This window comes from Flavobacterium anhuiense, assembly GCF_004151235.1.
GTDB lineage: Bacteria > Bacteroidota > Bacteroidia > Flavobacteriales > Flavobacteriaceae > Flavobacterium > Flavobacterium anhuiense_A.
In genome coordinates this window covers 80,952-99,625 of the sequence record NZ_JUIV01000019.1, presented here as the reverse complement: position 1 = coordinate 99,625, position 18,674 = coordinate 80,952, and the positions used below count along the sequence as shown (strand labels likewise).

Annotated in this window: 11 protein-coding genes; all 11 read right to left on the bottom strand. The window is 33.8% G+C overall.

What is annotated here, in order from left to right; translation table 11 throughout:
* Window positions 1-62: 62 nt before the first annotated feature.
* Window positions 63-1,454 (bottom strand): M20/M25/M40 family metallo-hydrolase, encoded by a 1,392-nt coding sequence (locus NU08_RS18790; RefSeq protein WP_129748626.1) that lies wholly within the window; start codon window positions 1,452-1,454, stop codon window positions 63-65.
* A gap of 164 nt (window positions 1,455-1,618) precedes the next feature.
* A complete protein-coding gene (locus NU08_RS18785) occupies window positions 1,619-3,538 on the bottom strand; it encodes a discoidin domain-containing protein (protein ID WP_129748625.1) in 1,920 nt (639 codons plus the stop codon).
* Window positions 3,539-3,569: 31 nt separating this feature from the next.
* Window positions 3,570-4,343 carry a glycerophosphodiester phosphodiesterase family protein gene (locus NU08_RS18780; RefSeq protein ID WP_129748624.1) on the bottom strand — a complete coding sequence of 258 codons (774 nt, stop codon included), beginning with the start codon at window positions 4,341-4,343 and terminating at the stop codon, window positions 3,570-3,572.
* Window positions 4,344-4,433: 90 nt separating this feature from the next.
* Window positions 4,434-6,734, bottom strand: a complete 2,301-nt coding sequence (gene bglX, locus NU08_RS18775) for a beta-glucosidase BglX (RefSeq protein WP_129748623.1) — start codon at window positions 6,732-6,734, stop codon at window positions 4,434-4,436.
* 10 nt (window positions 6,735-6,744) lie between these two features.
* Window positions 6,745-7,368, bottom strand: coding sequence for a prolyl oligopeptidase family serine peptidase (locus tag NU08_RS18770; protein WP_242502596.1), 624 nt, complete (start codon window positions 7,366-7,368; stop codon window positions 6,745-6,747).
* Window positions 7,369-7,466: 98 nt separating this feature from the next.
* Window positions 7,467-8,855: a glucoamylase family protein gene (locus NU08_RS18765; RefSeq protein WP_129748621.1), complete on the bottom strand. Its 1,389-nt coding sequence runs from the start codon at window positions 8,853-8,855 to the stop codon at window positions 7,467-7,469.
* Window positions 8,856-8,930: 75 nt separating this feature from the next.
* Window positions 8,931-9,830, bottom strand: coding sequence for a LamG domain-containing protein (locus NU08_RS18760; RefSeq protein ID WP_129748620.1), 900 nt, complete (start codon window positions 9,828-9,830; stop codon window positions 8,931-8,933).
* Window positions 9,831-9,847: 17 nt separating this feature from the next.
* Entirely contained in the window at window positions 9,848-11,302 is a 1,455-nt protein-coding gene (locus NU08_RS18755; RefSeq protein WP_129748619.1) for a RagB/SusD family nutrient uptake outer membrane protein, read from the bottom strand.
* Between the two features lie 4 nt (window positions 11,303-11,306).
* On the bottom strand, window positions 11,307-14,330 hold the full coding sequence (locus NU08_RS18750) for a SusC/RagA family TonB-linked outer membrane protein (RefSeq protein WP_129748618.1): 3,024 nt from the start codon (window positions 14,328-14,330) through the stop codon (window positions 11,307-11,309).
* Window positions 14,331-14,574: 244 nt separating this feature from the next.
* Window positions 14,575-17,319 (bottom strand): LuxR C-terminal-related transcriptional regulator, encoded by a 2,745-nt coding sequence (locus NU08_RS18745; protein WP_129748617.1) that lies wholly within the window; start codon window positions 17,317-17,319, stop codon window positions 14,575-14,577.
* Between the two features lie 101 nt (window positions 17,320-17,420).
* Complete coding sequence (locus NU08_RS18740; RefSeq protein WP_129748616.1) at window positions 17,421-18,605, bottom strand: acetate/propionate family kinase; 1,185 nt, start codon at window positions 18,603-18,605, stop codon at window positions 17,421-17,423.
* Window positions 18,606-18,674: the final 69 nt, after the last annotated feature.

Genomic DNA, 18,674 nt, shown 5'->3' with positions numbered 1-18,674 from the left:
GTGTCTAACTTTTTGGGGCATGTTCAAAACTTATGGCTTTTTTCATTTTTTTCTTTTGAATCTTAATTTGCTTTTTTAGTCTCGATTCCGTTTTGGTCTAATAAATACATTAATGTAGTCATTGTTGCAGCGCCAAGTTCCAACTCTCTTTTGTTGATGGCATCAAATTTATCATTTGCTGCATGGTGATAATCAAAATAACGTTGAGAATCAGGCTTTAAACCTGCTTTCACAATAGCTTGTGAAGTTAAATGATTAATATCTGAACCTGCGTGCCCAATTGTAAAGCTGTGAACCAAATAAGGCTCAAAAAGATCTTTATAACCTTGAATCTTTTTTAAATTAGCATCATCAGCTTCAATTGAAAATCCTCTTGGAGAAAATCCTCCTGAATCACTTTCTAAAGCAAAAATATGGTTCTCTTTGTTTTGTTTTGAAACTTCTTCGTATTTAGCGCCACCTTTTCCGCCGTTCTCTTCATTCATAAATAATACTACACGAATCGTATTTTTAGGTTTGTAGTTTAAGTTTTTCAAAATACGGATAACTTCCATACTTTGCACTACTCCTGCTCCATCATCGTGAGAACCGTCAGCTAAATCCCAAGAATCTAAGTGTCCTCCAACAACCATAATGTTTTCTGGAGTAACGCTTCCTGTCAATTCACCAATTACGTTATAAGACAAAGCATCTGGCAAAGTCTCGCAAGATTGTTTGAAGTAAAATTTTAAAGCAGGATTTACTTTTAAAGATTTGCTCAACAATTCAGCTCCATTTGTACTGATTGCCGCTGTTGGAATATACTGTGCCTTTGGCAAGTCACCATAACTTTGAGCTCCTGTATGAGGAAAATCGTCTAAACGTAAATTCATAGAACGAACAATTGTACCAACTGCTCCTAGCTTTGCAGCTTCTTTTGCTCCTGCATATCTTTGGTCAACACAAGCACCATAAGAAGTAAAAGTTTCAATGTTTTCAGGATTCATTGGCCTGTTATAGAAAACTATTTTCCCTTTTACTTTATCAGCTCCAAGTTCGTTTAATTCTTTTATTCCTTGAACTTCGATAATTTCTGCAGTAAGACCTGTTTTTGGTGTTGCTACCGAACCTCCTAATGCACAAATTGGCACATTAGTTTTTACTTTCCCATCAAGAATATAAGCTGTTTCTTTTTCGCCACGCACCCAGTGAGGCACCATAACTTCTTGTAAATATACCTTATCAAGCCCTAAGCTTTCTAATTGCCTTCTAGTGTACTCAACTGCTTGTTCTGCGCCTTTAGAGCCAGACAAACGAGCGCCGATGTCATTTGACAAGTATTCTAACCAAGTGTAGCATTTTGACTCGGTTAAGGCTTTTTTGTAAAATAATTTGATGTTTTTCTCATCATTTGTCTGTGCAAAAGATGTCAATCCGTTTAAAACTAAAGCAGTTAAAAGAATCGTTTTTTTCATAGTTTCTGTAGTAATTTGGAGTTTAGTATACCAGTGGTATATTCGCAAAGGAACAAAATTATTGACATTTCTGAAGCCTTTTTCTCAACCTTTTCTCAAAAAAAACTCCAATTACAAATTCTTCAATTTGCAATCGGAGCTTTTACATATTCTATAAATAAAGATTATTTTACTTCAATAATCTTATTTTTTGTTCCAATACCATTTTCATTAAAAGGCTCGATCGTAAAATAATATTTCGTGCCTTTATCCAAACCTCTAAAATCGTATGTATTATCGCCATAAACCATAATGCTGTTGTACAATTTATCAGGAGCTATTCCGTAATAAATGTTGTAACCAATTGCATCTGCCTGTTTTTTCCATGAAATCATAGCATTTCTAGAATCTGCTTTATTTCTATCTACCTTAAACGAAACTACAGGTTTTGGTTTTGCAGCCAATCCGTTTCCAAAAACTCTAAAATCAGAAATGGCAAACAAACCTGAAGCATTGTGAACATTCTCCATTTTAATGTAACGAGCTTTAATTGGTTTGGTAAGCTCTACATAATCGTGTGGAGCATCTTTATCATTTTTAGATTTATCAACCACCAAAGTCCAATTTTGAGCATCATCAGACATGAATATTTTGTATTGATAATAGATATCCATTGCTTTATTAAACTGCGTTGCTTTATGATCTGCGTAATTAATTTGAAGCGCATTGATTTCCATTTGACGCCCTAAATCCATTTGAAGCCATTCACCTGGATTGTTAGTTTTAGCAGACCAATAGGTTTGAATATTTTCATCTGTAAGATTTTCAGCTCCGTAACAGAATTTCTCATACACTTTTTTACCGCCATGATCCATTCTGTGCGTTTCTACTTCCATACATTCTTCAGAAGACGAAACCGTCACAGGCTTTTTATACGAAAGCAGCATCCATCCTGATGAAGCGCCTTTTGTCTGATCGCGCTCGCTTGTTGGCAACACAATCGGGAAATCTCCATAAGCTGTAATAGAATACATTACATCATCTTTGTCAAATCCGGCAGGAAACATATCAATACGACGCTCAAAACGGTCTTTTATTGAAATTTTACATGTTCCTGTATTCCAATAATTTCCGTAATTATCTGCAAAAGTATTTCCATGTCCAGCTCCAATTACAAATCCGCCTGGTTTATAAGACATTGGATTATGTTTTTGATACGTAAATGGCCCTAACGGATTATCGCCAACGTGAACCCCATTTGCATATCCTTTAAATTCGGTAGCAGGAGCTCCGTACTGCATATAGTATTTTCCGTTATGCTTGGTCATCCAAGCTCCTTCAATGAAATTCCCCCAAGGTGCAGGCTCCATATCGTTGTTTGGGCCAAAACGTTCCCATCCGTGAGCTGAAGGATCTAAAATCGCAACTTCTTTAATTTGCCCGTAAGGTTTTTGAATATCTTCAACTTCTGTTGCTTTGTACAATGTGGCATAATCTTCCTGATTTCCTTTTGGAAGCCACGTTTTATAATCAACCTCAACACCTACAAGCGGTAATTTTCCACTTGAACCGTAGTACATATACACTTTTTTATCATCATCTTGAAAAATAGCTGGATCCCAAGTTGGAAGCATTGCTTTGTCTACGTGACGCGTCCATCTTCCTGATTTTGGATCTGCAGTTTTCCAAATTGGATGATCTCTTTTCCAAGTTGAGCCCACGTAAAATAAAGTGTCATTTACAACCCAAGCTGCAGGAGCGCATTGGTCGTCATCTCCTGGCTGTCTTTGGAAGCTTCCATAAACAAAATTCCAATCTGACATGTCTTTACTCCAAAAGAAACCTGCCTGATTTGTCGCAAATAAATAATATTCGCCTTTATACGTAATAATTACAGGATCGGCACTTGAACGGCGTGATTCTGGAATTCCATTATGGTTGTGCGTTGTAAAATTGTACCCAATATTTATTGGATTACAATAAGTTGTAGCTGGTCTGCTAGGGTCAAACCATTCTGTTTTGCCAGAATTTTGCGCCAAAAGATTGTTTCCGAAAAATATCGAAAGCAATACAATAGGCGTTAGTTTTTTATATAATTTCTTCATGGTTAGATTTTCTTAAGTTAAGTTTTAAAGACTATTTTTTAATCTCTTTTCTTTCCTTTAAAAGTTCGGGTTCGTTTGTAGTAATGTAATTGAATTTATGTGCAATAATCCAATCCATATCTTTAGCGTCATTAACAGTCCAAGCATTTAGAATCACCTTATTGTCTTTGGCTTCTTGAATCCATTCTGGGTGTTTTTGAAATACTGAATAATGATAATCTACACCGTTAATTTTATCTGCTTTAACTTCTTTAGGCGATTTATTTCCTTCCAAATATTGCAAAGAGGTTTTAGAATCTATCTCTCTAATTTTCTTCAGAATATCATAATCAAAACTGATGTAGCAGGTGTTTTTATCGGCTTTTAATTTTTTAATGGTTTCGACTGCTGCTACACCCGTTTTTTGTCCTCTTTCTTTGCTGATTTCTGAAGGTTTAATTTCGCAAACCAAAAGTGTATGTTTGTTATTTCGCATTCCTTCAGAAATGTACTCATGAAGGGTTGGAAGTTTTTCTCCGTTAGAAAGTTTAAACTTTATCAAATCTGCATAATTTGTTTCTTCAATAAGCAGTTTGTTGTAATGTGCATCATGATTGATCACAAGCGAATCATCTGCTGTTCTCCAAACATCAAATTCTGATCCTGGCAGTTTCAAATCGATTGCATGCCTTAATGATGCAATAGAGTTTTCAGGAAGATTGTTCTTTTTCCAAGCACCGCGATGTGCTACAATTGCATTTTTTTGCGCATTGCAATAAGAAAAAGCAACAAGGCAAACGGCACTAAATATTTTGATTTTATTCATAATAACGTAGTTAAAAAATTACAAAAAGGTCTTTAGATTTAGAAAAAAAGCCCTCCAAACGAAGGGCTTTTCACTAATCAAATAAACCAACTATTTAGTTAACTCAAAACTAACTTTCTTATCGGCATTTGAATTTCCTCCAACAAAAATATCAAACTGCCCTGGCTCTGCTACGAATTGTAAATCAGAGTTATAGAATTTTAAATCTTCAACAGTAATATCAAAACTTACTGTTTGTTTTTCACCTTTTTTAAGTGCTATTTTCTGGAAACCTTTTAGCTCTCTAACCGGTCTTGTTACTGAACCAACTAAATCTCTAATGTATAATTGAACGGTTTCTTTTCCGTCAAAATTTCCAGTGTTTGTTACCTCAACTGTCACTTTCAATTTTCCTTTTGAATCCATTTTATCAGAAGAAATTTTCAAGTTTGAATAATCAAAAGTAGTATAGCTTAAACCAAATCCGAATGGGAATAAAGGCTCGTTTCTCTCGTCGATATAATTTGATCTGAATTTCTCAAATTTACCTTCTGTGTTAGAAAGCGGTCTTCCTGTATTTTTGTGTGCGTAGTAAATTGGCAATTGTCCAACGCTTCTTGGGAAAGTTGAAGTCAATTTTCCAGAAGGATTTACATCTCCAAATAATACGTCAGCAATAGCATAACCTGCTTCTGTACCAGCGAACCAAGCATTTAAAATAGCAGGAACTGTTTTTTCTTCGTCAGTAATTACTAACGGACGTCCGTCAAATAAAACTAAAACAACTGGTTTTCCTGTTTTTAATAAAGCGTTCAATAAATCTTTTTGCGCTTGTGGAATTTCTAAATTTGTACGGCTGCTAGATTCTCCGCTCATTTCAGCAGACTCTCCTAAAGCAGCAACGATAACATCAGATTGTTCAGCAACTTTTAAAGCTTCGACTAATAAGTCTTCTTTTGAACGTGAATCACGGTGTAATGTTTTTCCAAACATTGTTGCGTTAGTTTCAAAAGTTTCATCGTAATCTAAGTTGCTCCCTTTTGCGTATAAAACTTTCGTTCCAGCTCCAGCAACTTCTTTAATTCCTCTCAATAATGAAACCGCATTTTCCATTTTTGTAGCCACACTCCAAGTTCCTGGCATGTTTTCTTTAGCATCAGCCAATGGTCCAATCAAACCAATTGTACCTGATTTTTTAAGCGGTAATAATTGGTTTTGGTTTTTCAATAATACTAAAGATTGTGCAGCAATTTGACGCGCTTCTTTTCTGCTGTCTGTTGTGAAGATTTCAGTTTTAGCTCTTTTTTCATCACAATATTTATATGGATCTTGGAATAACCCTAAATCATATTTTGCTTCTAGAATAAGTCTAACCGCATTGTCGATTGTTTCGATAGACACTCTTTTCTCATCTAAAGATTTTTTCAAAGTTCCTAAGAAGCCTTCTCCAACCATATCCATCTCAACACCAGCATTTAATGCTAAAGCAGAAACGTCTTGAAGATTACCCATTCCGTGTTCAATCATTTCAGGAATTCCTGTAAAATCTGTCACCACAAAACCTTTAAAGCCCCATTGTTTTCTCAAAACGTCAGTCATTAACCATTTGTTTCCAGTTGCAGGAATTCCATCAACTTCGTTGAAAGAAGCCATAACCGAACCTACTCCAGCATCAACAGCAGCTTTGTAAGGAGGAAAATAATCGTTAAACATTCTGATGTGACTCATATCAACTGTGTTGTAATCACGTCCGCCTTCTGGAGCACCATATAATGCGAAGTGTTTTACACAAGCTAAGATTGAGTTATTTTTAGTAAGATCGTGCTGTTGGTACCCATTTACCATTGCTTTAGCAATTTGCCCTCCTAAGTAAGGATCTTCTCCAGAACCTTCAGAAACTCTTCCCCATCTTGGATCGCGAGAAATGTCAACCATTGGAGAGAATGTCCAGTTGATTCCATCTGCACTAGCTTCTTTAGCTGCAATTTGAGCACTTCTTTCGATTAAGCCCATATCCCAAGTACAAGATAATCCTAACGGAATTGGGAATGTTGTCTCGTAACCGTGAATTACGTCCATACCAAAAAGCAACGGAATTTTTAAACGGCTTTTTTCAACCGCAATTTTCTGTACTTCTTTAATTTTTTGAACTGATTTAATGTTGAACAAACCGCCCACTTTTCCTTCAGCAATATTTTTTGCCACATTTGAGCTGTTTGCCTGCCCTGTGGTAATATCACCAGATGTTGGCAAGTTTAACTGACCCAATTTCTCGTCTAAAGTCATTTTTGACATTAATTCCGCCACAAATTCAGACTTTGGTTTAATTTTCGCTGTATTTTTAGCAGGCTTCTTTTGAGCATAACCCAAAACAGCGCATCCTAAAAAAAGTAAGACTAATTTGTTTTTCATTCTATTCTATTTATTTGTTTGTATTCGTTTTTCTTTGCTGCAACATCCAGTCGTAGATCTCTTGATTATCATATACTTTTGTCCAGCTGTCATGTCCTGCATCATCAAAAATGGTCAGCTTTACATCTTTTGCATTGCATTTTTTCAACTCTTTGTAAATTGTGATTGCGTAATTCACATTTACCACATCATCTAGCAATCCATGAAAAATTCTGGTTGGAATTTTGGCAATTTCACATGCTTTTTCTAACTGAATCAAATCTACAAAGCCAGCGACAGGTACATTTGCGGCAAATAAATCTGCATGTGCAAAAGCCAAATTCCAAGAAGCCCAACCTCCTGAGCTCAAACCAGTAACATAAATTCTTTCTGAATCGATTTTATTCTCTTTCTGAATTTTTACAATCAGCTGATAAATTGATTCTATATCCCAATTCTCATCTTCTTTACATTGCGGAGCCAAAACATAAGCATCTAATTGATGCGTTTTTAAATATTTCAAAGGACCGTGAATCTTCACTTTCTCAAGATCAGTTCCTTTTTCTCCATCTCCAGAAATAAAAACTATTAAAGGCTTTTTGTCTTTTGTATTTGCTGGTTTATGCAGAACAAAACCAAGCTCATACTTTTCCATTATAACAGTATTTATTTTTCCAGTTGTCTCGCTTTGGCTAAAGCCCAAAATAGAAAACAAAAAAGATAAAAAAGCTAATTTATATTTCATACTGCTTCTTAAATCCCGTATTTACTAGAAGTAAAACCTAATTTTTTAAGCCCCAGTTTAGTATCTGAAGCATTCATAAATAATTTCCACATTAAACCACTTCTATAGTTTTCAATCATGGGAGCGATAGTTCCTTGATCGATTGCTAAATAGCGAGGTGTTACCCAATTGTATTGTGGGGAAAAAGCATCATAAGGTCCTGCAATTCCAACATATTTTGCTCTATTCTCATCATACAAATAATGCAAAAACTTCATAGACTCTACTGGCGTAAAAGGAAAAGAAGATAATGCTGCAGTTGGAGAAATTACACCTGTATCATTGTTTGGCTGATGTGCGGTATAGCCTGTCGTTCCATCAGGATTTCTTGTATAACTCGCTGTTAATCCCCAACATTTATCTGAATAATCTTTAAATCCTTTTGGATTAGCAACACTGTATTGAACCATAATCTTAGCATGATTTTGTGTCAATTGCCAGTAATCTGCATATTTATCTTTTAGATTATTTGGATCTAAACCTAAATAAGAATAATGCGACCAGAACATTGGTCCAACATTTCCTGTAGCTCCATTATAATTTAATACCACAGGAATTCCATATTGTGAACCACCATTTACGATTGCACCACTTCTTGCCCATGCTTTATGGTATGCTTCGGCTGAAATTGGATGTGTTGGAGAAGAGGCAGCCATAATGTAAGTGATAAGACATTCGTTGTATCCTTCCAATTTGAAGTTCATTTCCCAACCATAATTAGGAGACCAATGCCAATACAATGCATCTTGTCCCTGTGTATACCAGTCCCACTCTACACCTTTCCAAAGTTGATCTGCTTTTGCAGCTAATTCTTTTTCGGTCGTACTTCCATTATTAAAATATTCTCTGATCGTAATTAACGCTTGGCAAACGAAAGAAGTCTCCACTAAGTCTCCGCCATTGTCTTTTGTTCCAAAAGGAATAACTTTCCCAGATTTATTATCCATCCAATGTGGCCATGCTCCGTGAAAACGTTCTGCTTTTTCAAGAAAATTTAATGCGGTAGTAAGTCTAGAAACAGCTTCTACTCTTGGCAAGAAACCTCTTTCTACGCCTACAACTATACTCATTAACCCAAATGCAGAACCTCCAGTAGTTATAATATTTGATTCAAAGCTTGGATCCTCCGTAAGATATCTCTCTCGTGCTAATTTTGAATTTGAATCTGCATACTCCCAAAAATACTTAATCGCATCTTTTTGAACCAAATCTAAAGCTTCTGTATCTGTTAAAGGATTTGTAGGTGTTGTTGGATTTGTTGGTAACGGTGTTCCAACATTATTTCCCCCTTCTGGAGAAGATGAAGAGCAAGAGCTAACAGCACTTAAAAACATTATAATATATAAACCTAACTTCATTTTATCAATTTCTAATAATTGTTATTACTAAACCATACACCCGAAATAAAATTCAGGCATATGGTTTTAAAAACTTTATCTCTTATCTTTTTCTAATTTATAAAGAGCAGAAACTTCATTATCAGTAAGAGCTGCATCATAAATTCTAAACTCATCCATTAATCCTGTATAGTGAAGCATCCAACCATCAGGATCACTCCAAGGAGCTCCTAAATGCTGTTGAAAACCACCAATAATAAATTTTGAAACTTCAGAGTTTGCTAATTCTCCATATGGAGCTCCTCCTGTGGTAGGATCACTTGCATATCTTTTTGCAATAGATGCGGGTATCTCTAACTTTTTACCATCAATGTAAATACTATAGGTAGAACTTGTGCCATTGTAAGTCCAAACTAAATGTTTCCACACACCAAACATATTGGCTAGAACATTAGTTCCTCCATGCTCAATAAATTGTCCTGCCCAAGAAATACTTGGTGTTACATCTTTTTGAATGTGATTCTTTAAAAGCATTGTTGTTGCTGGTCCTGTACCTTCAATAAGTGTAAAAATATTTCCCCAGAAATCTGTTTTTTTAGGAAGCATAAATAAAGACTGTGCTCCTCCAGTATGCGGATCTGTTTTGATCCACATCGAAATAGAAATACTTTTTACGTTTATTACCGAATTAGCAACTGTATTGTAAGAAATAAAAGAACTTGCAGAACCTTGATATGCCTCACCTTTTATTCCTGTTCCATATGTAACATTAGTTCCTGTTCCATCTGTAATACTGTTTTTTGAATCCGCAATATTACCATCAAAACTAAATTTAGAAACCAAATGTTCTGCAGCAACCTCATCTGAATTGTCATAACCTCCAATCTGTTCGTACGGAATTGGGCTGTTTACTTTATCAATACTATCCTCGCAGCTTACTAGTAATGTTGAAGCTAAAACAAAAGAAAGCAATAAAATAGATTTATTCTTTTTCATTTTTAATATCTTTAAAATTAATAACCAGGGTTTTGACTTGAAAGACCTTTTGCTTCGTTTAAGAAAGCTTCCGGAATTGGGAACAATTCATTTTTTCCCTCAGTAAATACTTTCCCATCAGCAGCAAAAGCAGTTTTAGCCTGACCAGTTCTTACTAAATCGAAGAATCTGTCAAATTCAAATGCTAACTCAACCCTTCTTTCTCTCCAAATAGCTTTTCTAATATCATCTTGAGAAGAAAAAGTTGTATTAGGAAGCTTAGCTCTATTTCTAATTTGGTTTAATAATGAAATAGCATCGCTTGTTTGACCAAGTTCATTTAAGGCTTCTGCTTTCATTAATAATACTTCAGCATATCTAATAAAAATAACATTAGCATCACTGTCATCAGCTCCACTATAATTAGATGAATATGCTTTATAGTTATATCTTTCGTTTTGAACTGTATTTGGTACAAGTTTCCCATCATACAATGTTGTTCCTCTAAAAATAATCGTTGCATCTTTTCTAACATCACCTGGCTCATATGCATTCAATAAACTTTGAGAAGGAGTATTGAAGCCCCAGCCCCAGCCTCCAGTTCCTTTAGGTGCCTGAACTTGAGAATATTGTCTAATTCCTTTTGCAGGTACTGATCCAACACCATTGATTTCGAAAATAGATTCAGGCCCATTTTCGCCCTCTAGCCTAAACATCGTAGCATAATCTGGAACAAGGCTATAACCTGTAACTAAATTACAGTTGTCTACAACTTTCTGCCAGTTTTTTTGATACAAATTCACTTTAGCTAACAATGCATAAGCTGATCCTTTTGATACTCTCGCTTTTTCATCAGCAGAATAAGCAGATTTTAATGGCAAAGCTGCAATAGCTGTATTTAAATCATTCTCAATAAAAGCATAAACTTCTGTTACTGGTTTACGAGTAAGCAACATATTCTTATCTTCTAGAGATGACGGGTTAGGCAAATGGTCTACAATTGGAACACCTCCATAAATTTTCACAAGAGTAAAATACATGAAAGCTCTCATAAATGTTGCTTCTCCCATTAATCTACTTCTTAATCCTGCATCGGCTTTATCTAATTGAGGAATAATATTTAAAGCTTGGTTACACCTATTAATTCCAGCATAATAAGCTTTAAAAATATCTCGACAAGAAGGATTAGAAGCATTATATGTTAAAGCATCTAATATATCTTTATCGGTACCCGCATCACCTGGACTTGAACCTTTATCGGCATCATCGCTTGTTATGCTCGCTAAACCAATCCAACCAAATGAAGTTGTATCCCAATCTAGGAATTTGTTATAAATTGCGGTTACAAAAGTTTCTGCTCCTGCATTATTATTATATAATTCGATATCGTCTGTAGAAACAGATTCTGTTTGGTTAACATCTAAATAATCGTCTGCACATCCCGCAAAAAGCAATGACACTAATGCAAACATTGATATATATATATTTTTCATAATATTAAAATTTTAAATTAGCCCCTACAACAAATGATCTTAATGTTGGATAAGCATCCAACTCCACTCCTTGAAGTTTATATGGATCCCCGTCTGCATTTAACTCTGGCGAAAAGCCTGAGAATTTTTGTGTAATAAATGGATTAATTGCATTAACATATAATCTGCAATAGCTGATAAAGCTTTTTTCATCTAAAGGAAGTTTATATCCTAAAGTAATGTTATTAATTCTAAAGAAATCCCCTGACTCTAAATAATATGTCGAAGCTACCGGAGTAGAATTAAATGCTCCTGGATTTGAAGCTGTAGGATTATTTATTGTCCAAAAATCAGTTGCTACTGAATCTTCTATATTCTCTCCACCAAAACGCTGTCCCTTTTTTCCATTGTAAACCTTAGCACCTGAAGTACCATATCCATCAACAGAGAAATCAAAGTTTTTATAATTTAAACCTAAGGTAACACCATAATTAGATTTTGGTAAAATTGAGCCTACATATTTTTTATCTGCAGTACCTAATGCATCTTGAGTAGCTTTGGTCCCATCTGCCTTGTAATATAACATTTTACCATTTTCACTATCAAAACCAGCATACTGATACAAGAAGAAGCTTCCTAATGGTTGTCCTACAGATGAATTGTCCAAAAACTTAGTAGTTTCCCCATTTCCTAAACTACCTCCTTGTATTGGTGATAATATTATGTCTTTTATGCCTGTAAGTTCATTTTTATTATGAGAAAAGTTACCGCCAATCCAATAAGATAAATCGTCAGTTATTTTATCATCCCAACGTAAAGAAATCTCATATCCTTTATTTGATACCTCTCCTACATGTGCGGGTGAAGCAGTTGTTATACCAGAAGCTATATAAGGCTGTACGTTTAAAATAACATTATCTGTTTTTTTATTATACAAGTCAAAAGTTCCTTTTAATCTATTATCTAACAATTCAAAATCTAATCCTAAAGAAGATTCTTCAGTTACTTCCCATGAGAGGCTCGGATCTATTTGAGAGGTAATGGTTGTTCCTTCGTATAAAATTGATCCCCCTAAATAAGAATTTAAACCTGAACTATAGCCTTGTCTATTAAGTGGCACATTTTGATTGCCTAGTTTACCCCAACCTCCTCTTAATTTCAATAAGTTAATTGTTTTTACATCAGCCATGAAGCTTTCTTTGTTAATGATCCACCCTGCTCCGAATGCTGGAAAAGTTCCCCAACGATAGTCTTTAGCAAAATTTGAAGATCCATCACGTCTAATAGTCCCAGTTAATAAATATCTATCCTTCAATTTGTACTGAAAACGACCAAAATAAGATGCTAATTTTGTCTCATTAAAAACTTCATCTTTATAACTTGTTATATTTGCTACATAATCAACATCCTTTAATGACCAATAGTTAGAATCTGTATTTGCATTTTTTCTAACAATTGTCAATTTTTGTCGAGGTCCTCTAACAGATGTTTCTATACCTGCTGTTAATTCAACATCATGAATTTGATTAAATACTTTATTAAATGTCAAATAATTAGATAAATTCCAATTAAAATATTCTTCTCTACCTTTGGTTAACAAATTATAAGGAATTTTTTCATTAACAACTCTTTGATCAAAATCTGCAGCTGTTTTATCTGGATTAGCAGCTAACCAAATATTTTCTGAATCTTCGAAATTATATTGTTTCCAAGTGTAATATTCCCCATTAAATTGTGAAGTAAATTTTAAAGAAGGTAAGATTTCATAATCTAATTTTAGACCGCCTTGTAGCGTAACACTTTTCTGTTGTTCATTATAAAGATCCAATTGTGCTACAGGATTTCCAACATTATTAAAAGATGAACCTGTAGTGTTTGCAAAACCATTTTCTCCAACTCTTGATACACCATATTGACCATTTGCAAAGCGCACTGGTACTATTGGCGATTGTTTATAAGCAGTTGTAAATGCACTTAAAGGTTTTGGAGTTGAATTAGTAGAAGTAAAACTAAAGTTTTGATTTAAAGTTAATTTTTTAGAAATTTTATATTCATTATTGTTTCTAAATGTAGTACGACCGTAATCTAAACCATTTAAAACTGCTTTTTCTTCATAATTTCCTAAACTGAAAAAGTATTTTATATTTTCACTTGCTCCTGAAACAGATATATTATTTTGTGTATAAGAACCTGTTCTAGTAATTGCATCAAACCAATCTGTATTTACTGGTTGATCTTGAGAAAATGTAGTCGTTTGTAAAGCTGAGTTTGTATAATACGCAAACTTATTACTACCTGCCATTTTTACTTTTTTCAAAGGTTCTCTTATTCCTGCAAAACTTTCAATCTCAACAGAAACTTTATCTCCTTTACCTTTTTTAGTAGTAATAATGATAACACCATTCGCCGCTCTTGTACCGTAGATTGCTAAAGCAGAGGCATCTTTTAAGACCTCATAGGACGTAATATCATTTGAGTTAATATTATTGATGTTTTCAGTCTGCATTCCATCTACAATATATAATGGATTTCTTCCACCTAAAGCGGTCCCTAATCCTCTAATTACAACGGAAGGGGTACTACCTGGTAAATCAGATGAGATAACCTGAACACCAGCAGCTTTGCCTTGAATAGCTTGTGAAGCATTTAAAACTTTTGTTTTTGTAATTTCTTCTGCTTTTATTGATGAAATGGCTGTAGTATTGTCTACTTTCTTTCTTGTACCGTAACCAATTACAACTACTTCTTTTAAGGCAGTATCTCCTGCTTCTTTTAAGGTAATTGTCATTGGTGCGGCAGTAGCCGGTACAGAAACTGCATCAAAGCCTAACATAGAGACTTTTAAAATGTCTCCCGGTTTTGCATTAATTGTAAAGTTTCCGTCGAAATCTGCATCTGCAGTTGCTCTAGCATCAGCTGAAGCAATAATTGCTCCTGGAATTCCCATTCCATTACTGTCTACTACTTTTCCTTTAATTGCTTGCGCTTGTCCCATCATATAGGTAGGCAGCAGCAAGAGCGCTAAAAAGCTAAAAATAAAATTTTTCATACAGTACGTAATCGTTTAAGTTAGTAGAGCCAAATTAAGCAATTACAACGTTGTAGTACATCAAACACCACTACAACATAGCTACATCATTGTGTTAAAATTTTATCTTATAATAATGATTATCAACATTATAAATATTAACAAAATTCCTTTAACACAACATTATGATGTAGTAATGATGTATCGTAATTATATAAAAAATGATATTGAAAAATATAAATTCCGTAAAAAATAAAATCAAATCTTACAGAGTTAATAAAAACTTTGATAGGTTTTCGTCTTGAGTAAGGTTTAGTTTCTTTCTTAGACGATATCTGTGGAGTTCTACACCTCTAAAAGAGATATTCATCATAGGAGCAATTTCTTTAGAAGAAAGGTTCATTTTAAGATAAACACATAGTTTTATATCCTTTGGAGTTAATTGTGGATATTTTTTAGACAGATTAATGATAAACTCATTATGAATTTGATTCAAATTAGTTTCAAATGTTTCCCATTCGTGTTTATTGACTTCATTAATCTTAATTGCTTTTCTAATTTCATTTTTAAGTTTACCAAAATCTTTCTCGGTTTCTAAAATACCTTGAATTTTATCGATCATTTCGGTTTGTTTGGCAATTGATAATGATTTGCCAGCAACTTCAGAAGATTTCGCCTGCAGTTCTAATTCTAAAATATGTTTTTCGTATTCCTGAATATTAAGTTCGTTTTCCTTTTTCAATTCCATCTCGAGAATTTCTCGCTGATGCTTTAATTCTTCAGCTTGCAATTTTAATTTTTGCATATAACGAAGCTTATTCCATTTATAATAGAAAAATAAAACTGCTCCGATTACAAGAAAATACAATAGAATCATCCAAAATGAAAAATACCAAGGTTCTGCAACTTTAAATTTATATGACGAAACTGCATCATAAGTTGCTCCATCGTGTTTGAATATTTCTACAGTATGATATCCACTGCTTAAATTGTTCAAAACAATCAATCCGTCTGAAATTGGAATGAAATCTTTTTCTTTATCTAGTTTATAAAATAAATTTGGTCTGCTCGCTCCATAAATTCCAGAGATGACATTAATCTTTAATTCGGTATTGAATTTAATTTTCTCATCACTCGGAATTAAAGCATCATCACTAAATGCTTCGATTTTAACTTCTGAATTCTGCTTATTTTCATATTCAAGTTTAAGCGAAATAAATCCATCATCCAGATTAAACAAATAATAATTGTCTTTTTTGAAAATTCTCAGATTCTCGTTAATCAATTTTCCTTTATAATATTTCTCTTGGATAATATTCCATACAAATTTGTTTCCTTGAGCATAAATATGATATAAGATTCCGTTTTGCAGAACCATAAAATGATCTTCATCTATAGAAACGACATCGGTTACATTTCTGAAATTGGTATTGAATAGTTCGTTTTCTTCCAATTTATTAGATATAGAATTGTAGGTATACCAAGAATTATTAATTAGAAAAAGGATTTCTTTTCTAAACTCAAAAATCTTTATTCCAAAATCGTTTTGTATTTTACTTTGCTGCGTAACGTTTTCCACTTTCAGCGTATTGTAATTATCATCTAGTAAAACACGATACAAACCGCGGTAATTATCGGCAGCCCAAATTTCATTTTTTTTGTTTTGAGCAACATATTTAATCGGTTTTGCAAGGTCTTTTATGATTTTATAATGAGACATGTTTGAAGGATCATCATAAACCAAAATACCACTATAAGTTGATTGAAAATAAGTGTTATTAATACTGCTTTTAGACATATTCCATCCACCGCTGACACCATTTATCTTGGTCAAAGTATTATTTTCATATGAAAAAGTACCGTCATTGTGGCCAATGATATATTTCCCGTCAATTAGAGAAATATTCCATCCTTGCCCTTGGGTGTTAGGCATCATATTAAATTTTCCGGCGCTGTATTCAAAAATACCATGATTAGAAGCAATTAAATACCCTTTATTAATTGCCGCCACAGCATACACAGAACCTAAGAGACCTGAGTTATCGTAAAAGAAAGAAATAGGAGAATTAACCTCAACATGAGCAATTCCGTTATCTAAACCTACCCAAAGATCATTTTCTCGATCCAATCCTATACTCAAAACTGAATTGTTCATTAAAACATTATCGCGTTCGATATTTTTATAGGAATTGTTTTTTAAATCTAAAATGAAAATCCCGCGATTTCCGGTTCCAACAATAAGCTTGTCATTTTTGACAAATTTTGCCACATTGATTGTTGCCGATTTTAAAGTTTCATTTATTGGATGTTCCCAGTTTTTTAGTCCATTTTTTTCTACAATGAAAACGCCTTTTTTCTGAGTAAAAATATAAGTCTTGTTTTGAAACTTTTCTATGGCATGAACAACAGTATTTTTTAAAATGTCCCACCCTTTTGGATTGGCAATGTGCTTTCCATTCATTTTAAAAATTCCATCCTTAACAGAAGCTACATATAAATCTTTATCTACTCCAAAACAGTATGAAATAAGAAAAGGGAATTTTATTTTCTTAATTGTTTTTCCGTTATAAATAAAAACATCATTAAAAGACTGAAAATAAAGAGAACCATTAAACCTAAAAATTTTCCAGATTTCTTCATTGTCCTTTTCATCAAATAATCTGAGATTTTTGGTAATCGAAACATAATGCATCGTTCCGTCTTTTCTATACCAATAGCCAAATTCTTTATAAGAGCCAGAATAAATTTTATCTCCTTCAATCAAAATAGATCGAATGATGGTTTTGTTCGGAAGTGTATATTTTTCCCATTTTACTCCGTCGTAACGAAGCAAATAGTGATTATTGGCAAAATACATTGCATTGTCATTGCCTTGTGCCACATTCCAGATCTGATTATCTCCCTGATAATCTGATTTGCTGTAATTTTCGACAAAGGGAAGTAATTCTTGTGCTTGAAGCTGTAAAGCGATGAAAAAGAAGAAAACGGATTTAAAAAGTATCGATTTCAAGATATTATTTTTTAAATTCAAAGATACTGACAAAAACTTAAACTGAAAGCATAAAAAAGGCTCCAAAAAGGAGCCTAAAATTAAGTTTAAAATAAAACTTTCTAATTTTCAAGCAATTGATAAACTTGATTTGCAATTTCGTATTCCTCATCAGTAGGAACAACTAAAACTTTTACAATAGACTTTTCTGAATTGATTTCTCTTAATTCTTTTGAACGCAGTTCATTTTTTCCTGTGTCAATTTCAATTCCAAAATAATCCATATCGGTACAAATCAAATTACGCATATAAGATGAATTTTCGCCGATTCCTGCTGTAAAAACAATGGCATTTAAACCGTTTAAAGCTGCGGCATAAGCTCCAATTGTTTTTCTAATTCTATAAGCATTCATTTGCAATGCCAACTGACAATCTTTATTGCCCTTTTCGGCTTCTGCTTCAATATCACGTAAGTCACTATAACCTGTCAGTCCAAGCATACCGCTTTGTTTCAGTAAAACAGCATTTACCTCATCTGGAGTATATCCTAAATTTTTAATCATATAAAAAACAACAGACTGATCAATATCTCCTGCTCGAGTTCCCATAATTAAACCGTTTGAAGGCGAGAATCCCATTGAGGTATCAATACATTTTCCATCTTTAATCGCAGCCATACTGCAACCATTTCCTAAGTGAATGGTAATTATTTTAGAATTATCTTTTAAGTAATTAATAGCCTTTTCAGAAACATATTTGTGGCTTGTACCATGAAAACCGTAAACACGCACTTTATTTTCTGTCAAAAGATAATTCGGAATAGCATATTTATAAGCTACTTCTGGCATTGTTTGATGAAAAGCGGTATCAAAAACAGCTATTTGCTCAGCCGAACTAAAAATCTCTTCTGCCACATTAATTCCTTCTAAATTGGCAGGATTGTGCAAAGGTGCCAATTCAAAAAGCTGCTTGATTTTTTCTTTTACTTTTTCGTCAATTTTTACCGTTGCGCTAAAATCGCTTCCGCCATGCACTACGCGATGACCCACAGCTGCAATTTCTGAAGTCGATTTAATCACTCCTTTTTCGGCATCTAAAAGCATATTGGCTACTTTCTGCAAACCGACTTTATGATTCGGAATTGGAAGCGTTTCTTCGCGTGAAACAACAGCCGTTTTAAAAGTGATATTTGAAGTTTCTAAACCAATTCGGTCAATCATTCCAGAACAGATTACTTCGTTTTCTGGCATTACCATTAATTGATATTTAATCGAAGAGCTTCCTGAATTTATAATTAGTATTTTCATTTTTTATTAAAGTTGCTAAGATGCTGAGTTACTAAGGTTCTAAGTTTTAACGCTGCAAACTCAAAGTAA

What these genes read in the sequence shown, in the direction of transcription:
- NU08_RS18770 (WP_242502596.1), bottom strand. Translation starts at nt 7,368, where the DNA reads ATGGAAAAGTATGAGCTTGGTTTTGTTCTGCATAAACCAGCAAATACA.
- NU08_RS18755 (WP_129748619.1), bottom strand. Translation starts at nt 11,302, where the DNA reads ATGAAAAATATATATATATCAATGTTTGCATTAGTGTCATTGCTTTTT.
- NU08_RS18785 (WP_129748625.1), bottom strand. Translation starts at nt 3,538, where the DNA reads ATGAAGAAATTATATAAAAAACTAACGCCTATTGTATTGCTTTCGATA.
- NU08_RS18740 (WP_129748616.1), bottom strand. Translation starts at nt 18,605, where the DNA reads ATGAAAATACTAATTATAAATTCAGGAAGCTCTTCGATTAAATATCAA.
- NU08_RS18750 (WP_129748618.1), bottom strand. Translation starts at nt 14,330, where the DNA reads ATGAAAAATTTTATTTTTAGCTTTTTAGCGCTCTTGCTGCTGCCTACC.
- NU08_RS18760 (WP_129748620.1), bottom strand. Translation starts at nt 9,830, where the DNA reads ATGAAAAAGAATAAATCTATTTTATTGCTTTCTTTTGTTTTAGCTTCA.
- NU08_RS18790 (WP_129748626.1), bottom strand. Translation starts at nt 1,454, where the DNA reads ATGAAAAAAACGATTCTTTTAACTGCTTTAGTTTTAAACGGATTGACA.
- NU08_RS18780 (WP_129748624.1), bottom strand. Translation starts at nt 4,343, where the DNA reads ATGAATAAAATCAAAATATTTAGTGCCGTTTGCCTTGTTGCTTTTTCT.
- bglX (WP_129748623.1), bottom strand. Translation starts at nt 6,734, where the DNA reads ATGAAAAACAAATTAGTCTTACTTTTTTTAGGATGCGCTGTTTTGGGT.
- NU08_RS18765 (WP_129748621.1), bottom strand. Translation starts at nt 8,855, where the DNA reads ATGAAGTTAGGTTTATATATTATAATGTTTTTAAGTGCTGTTAGCTCT.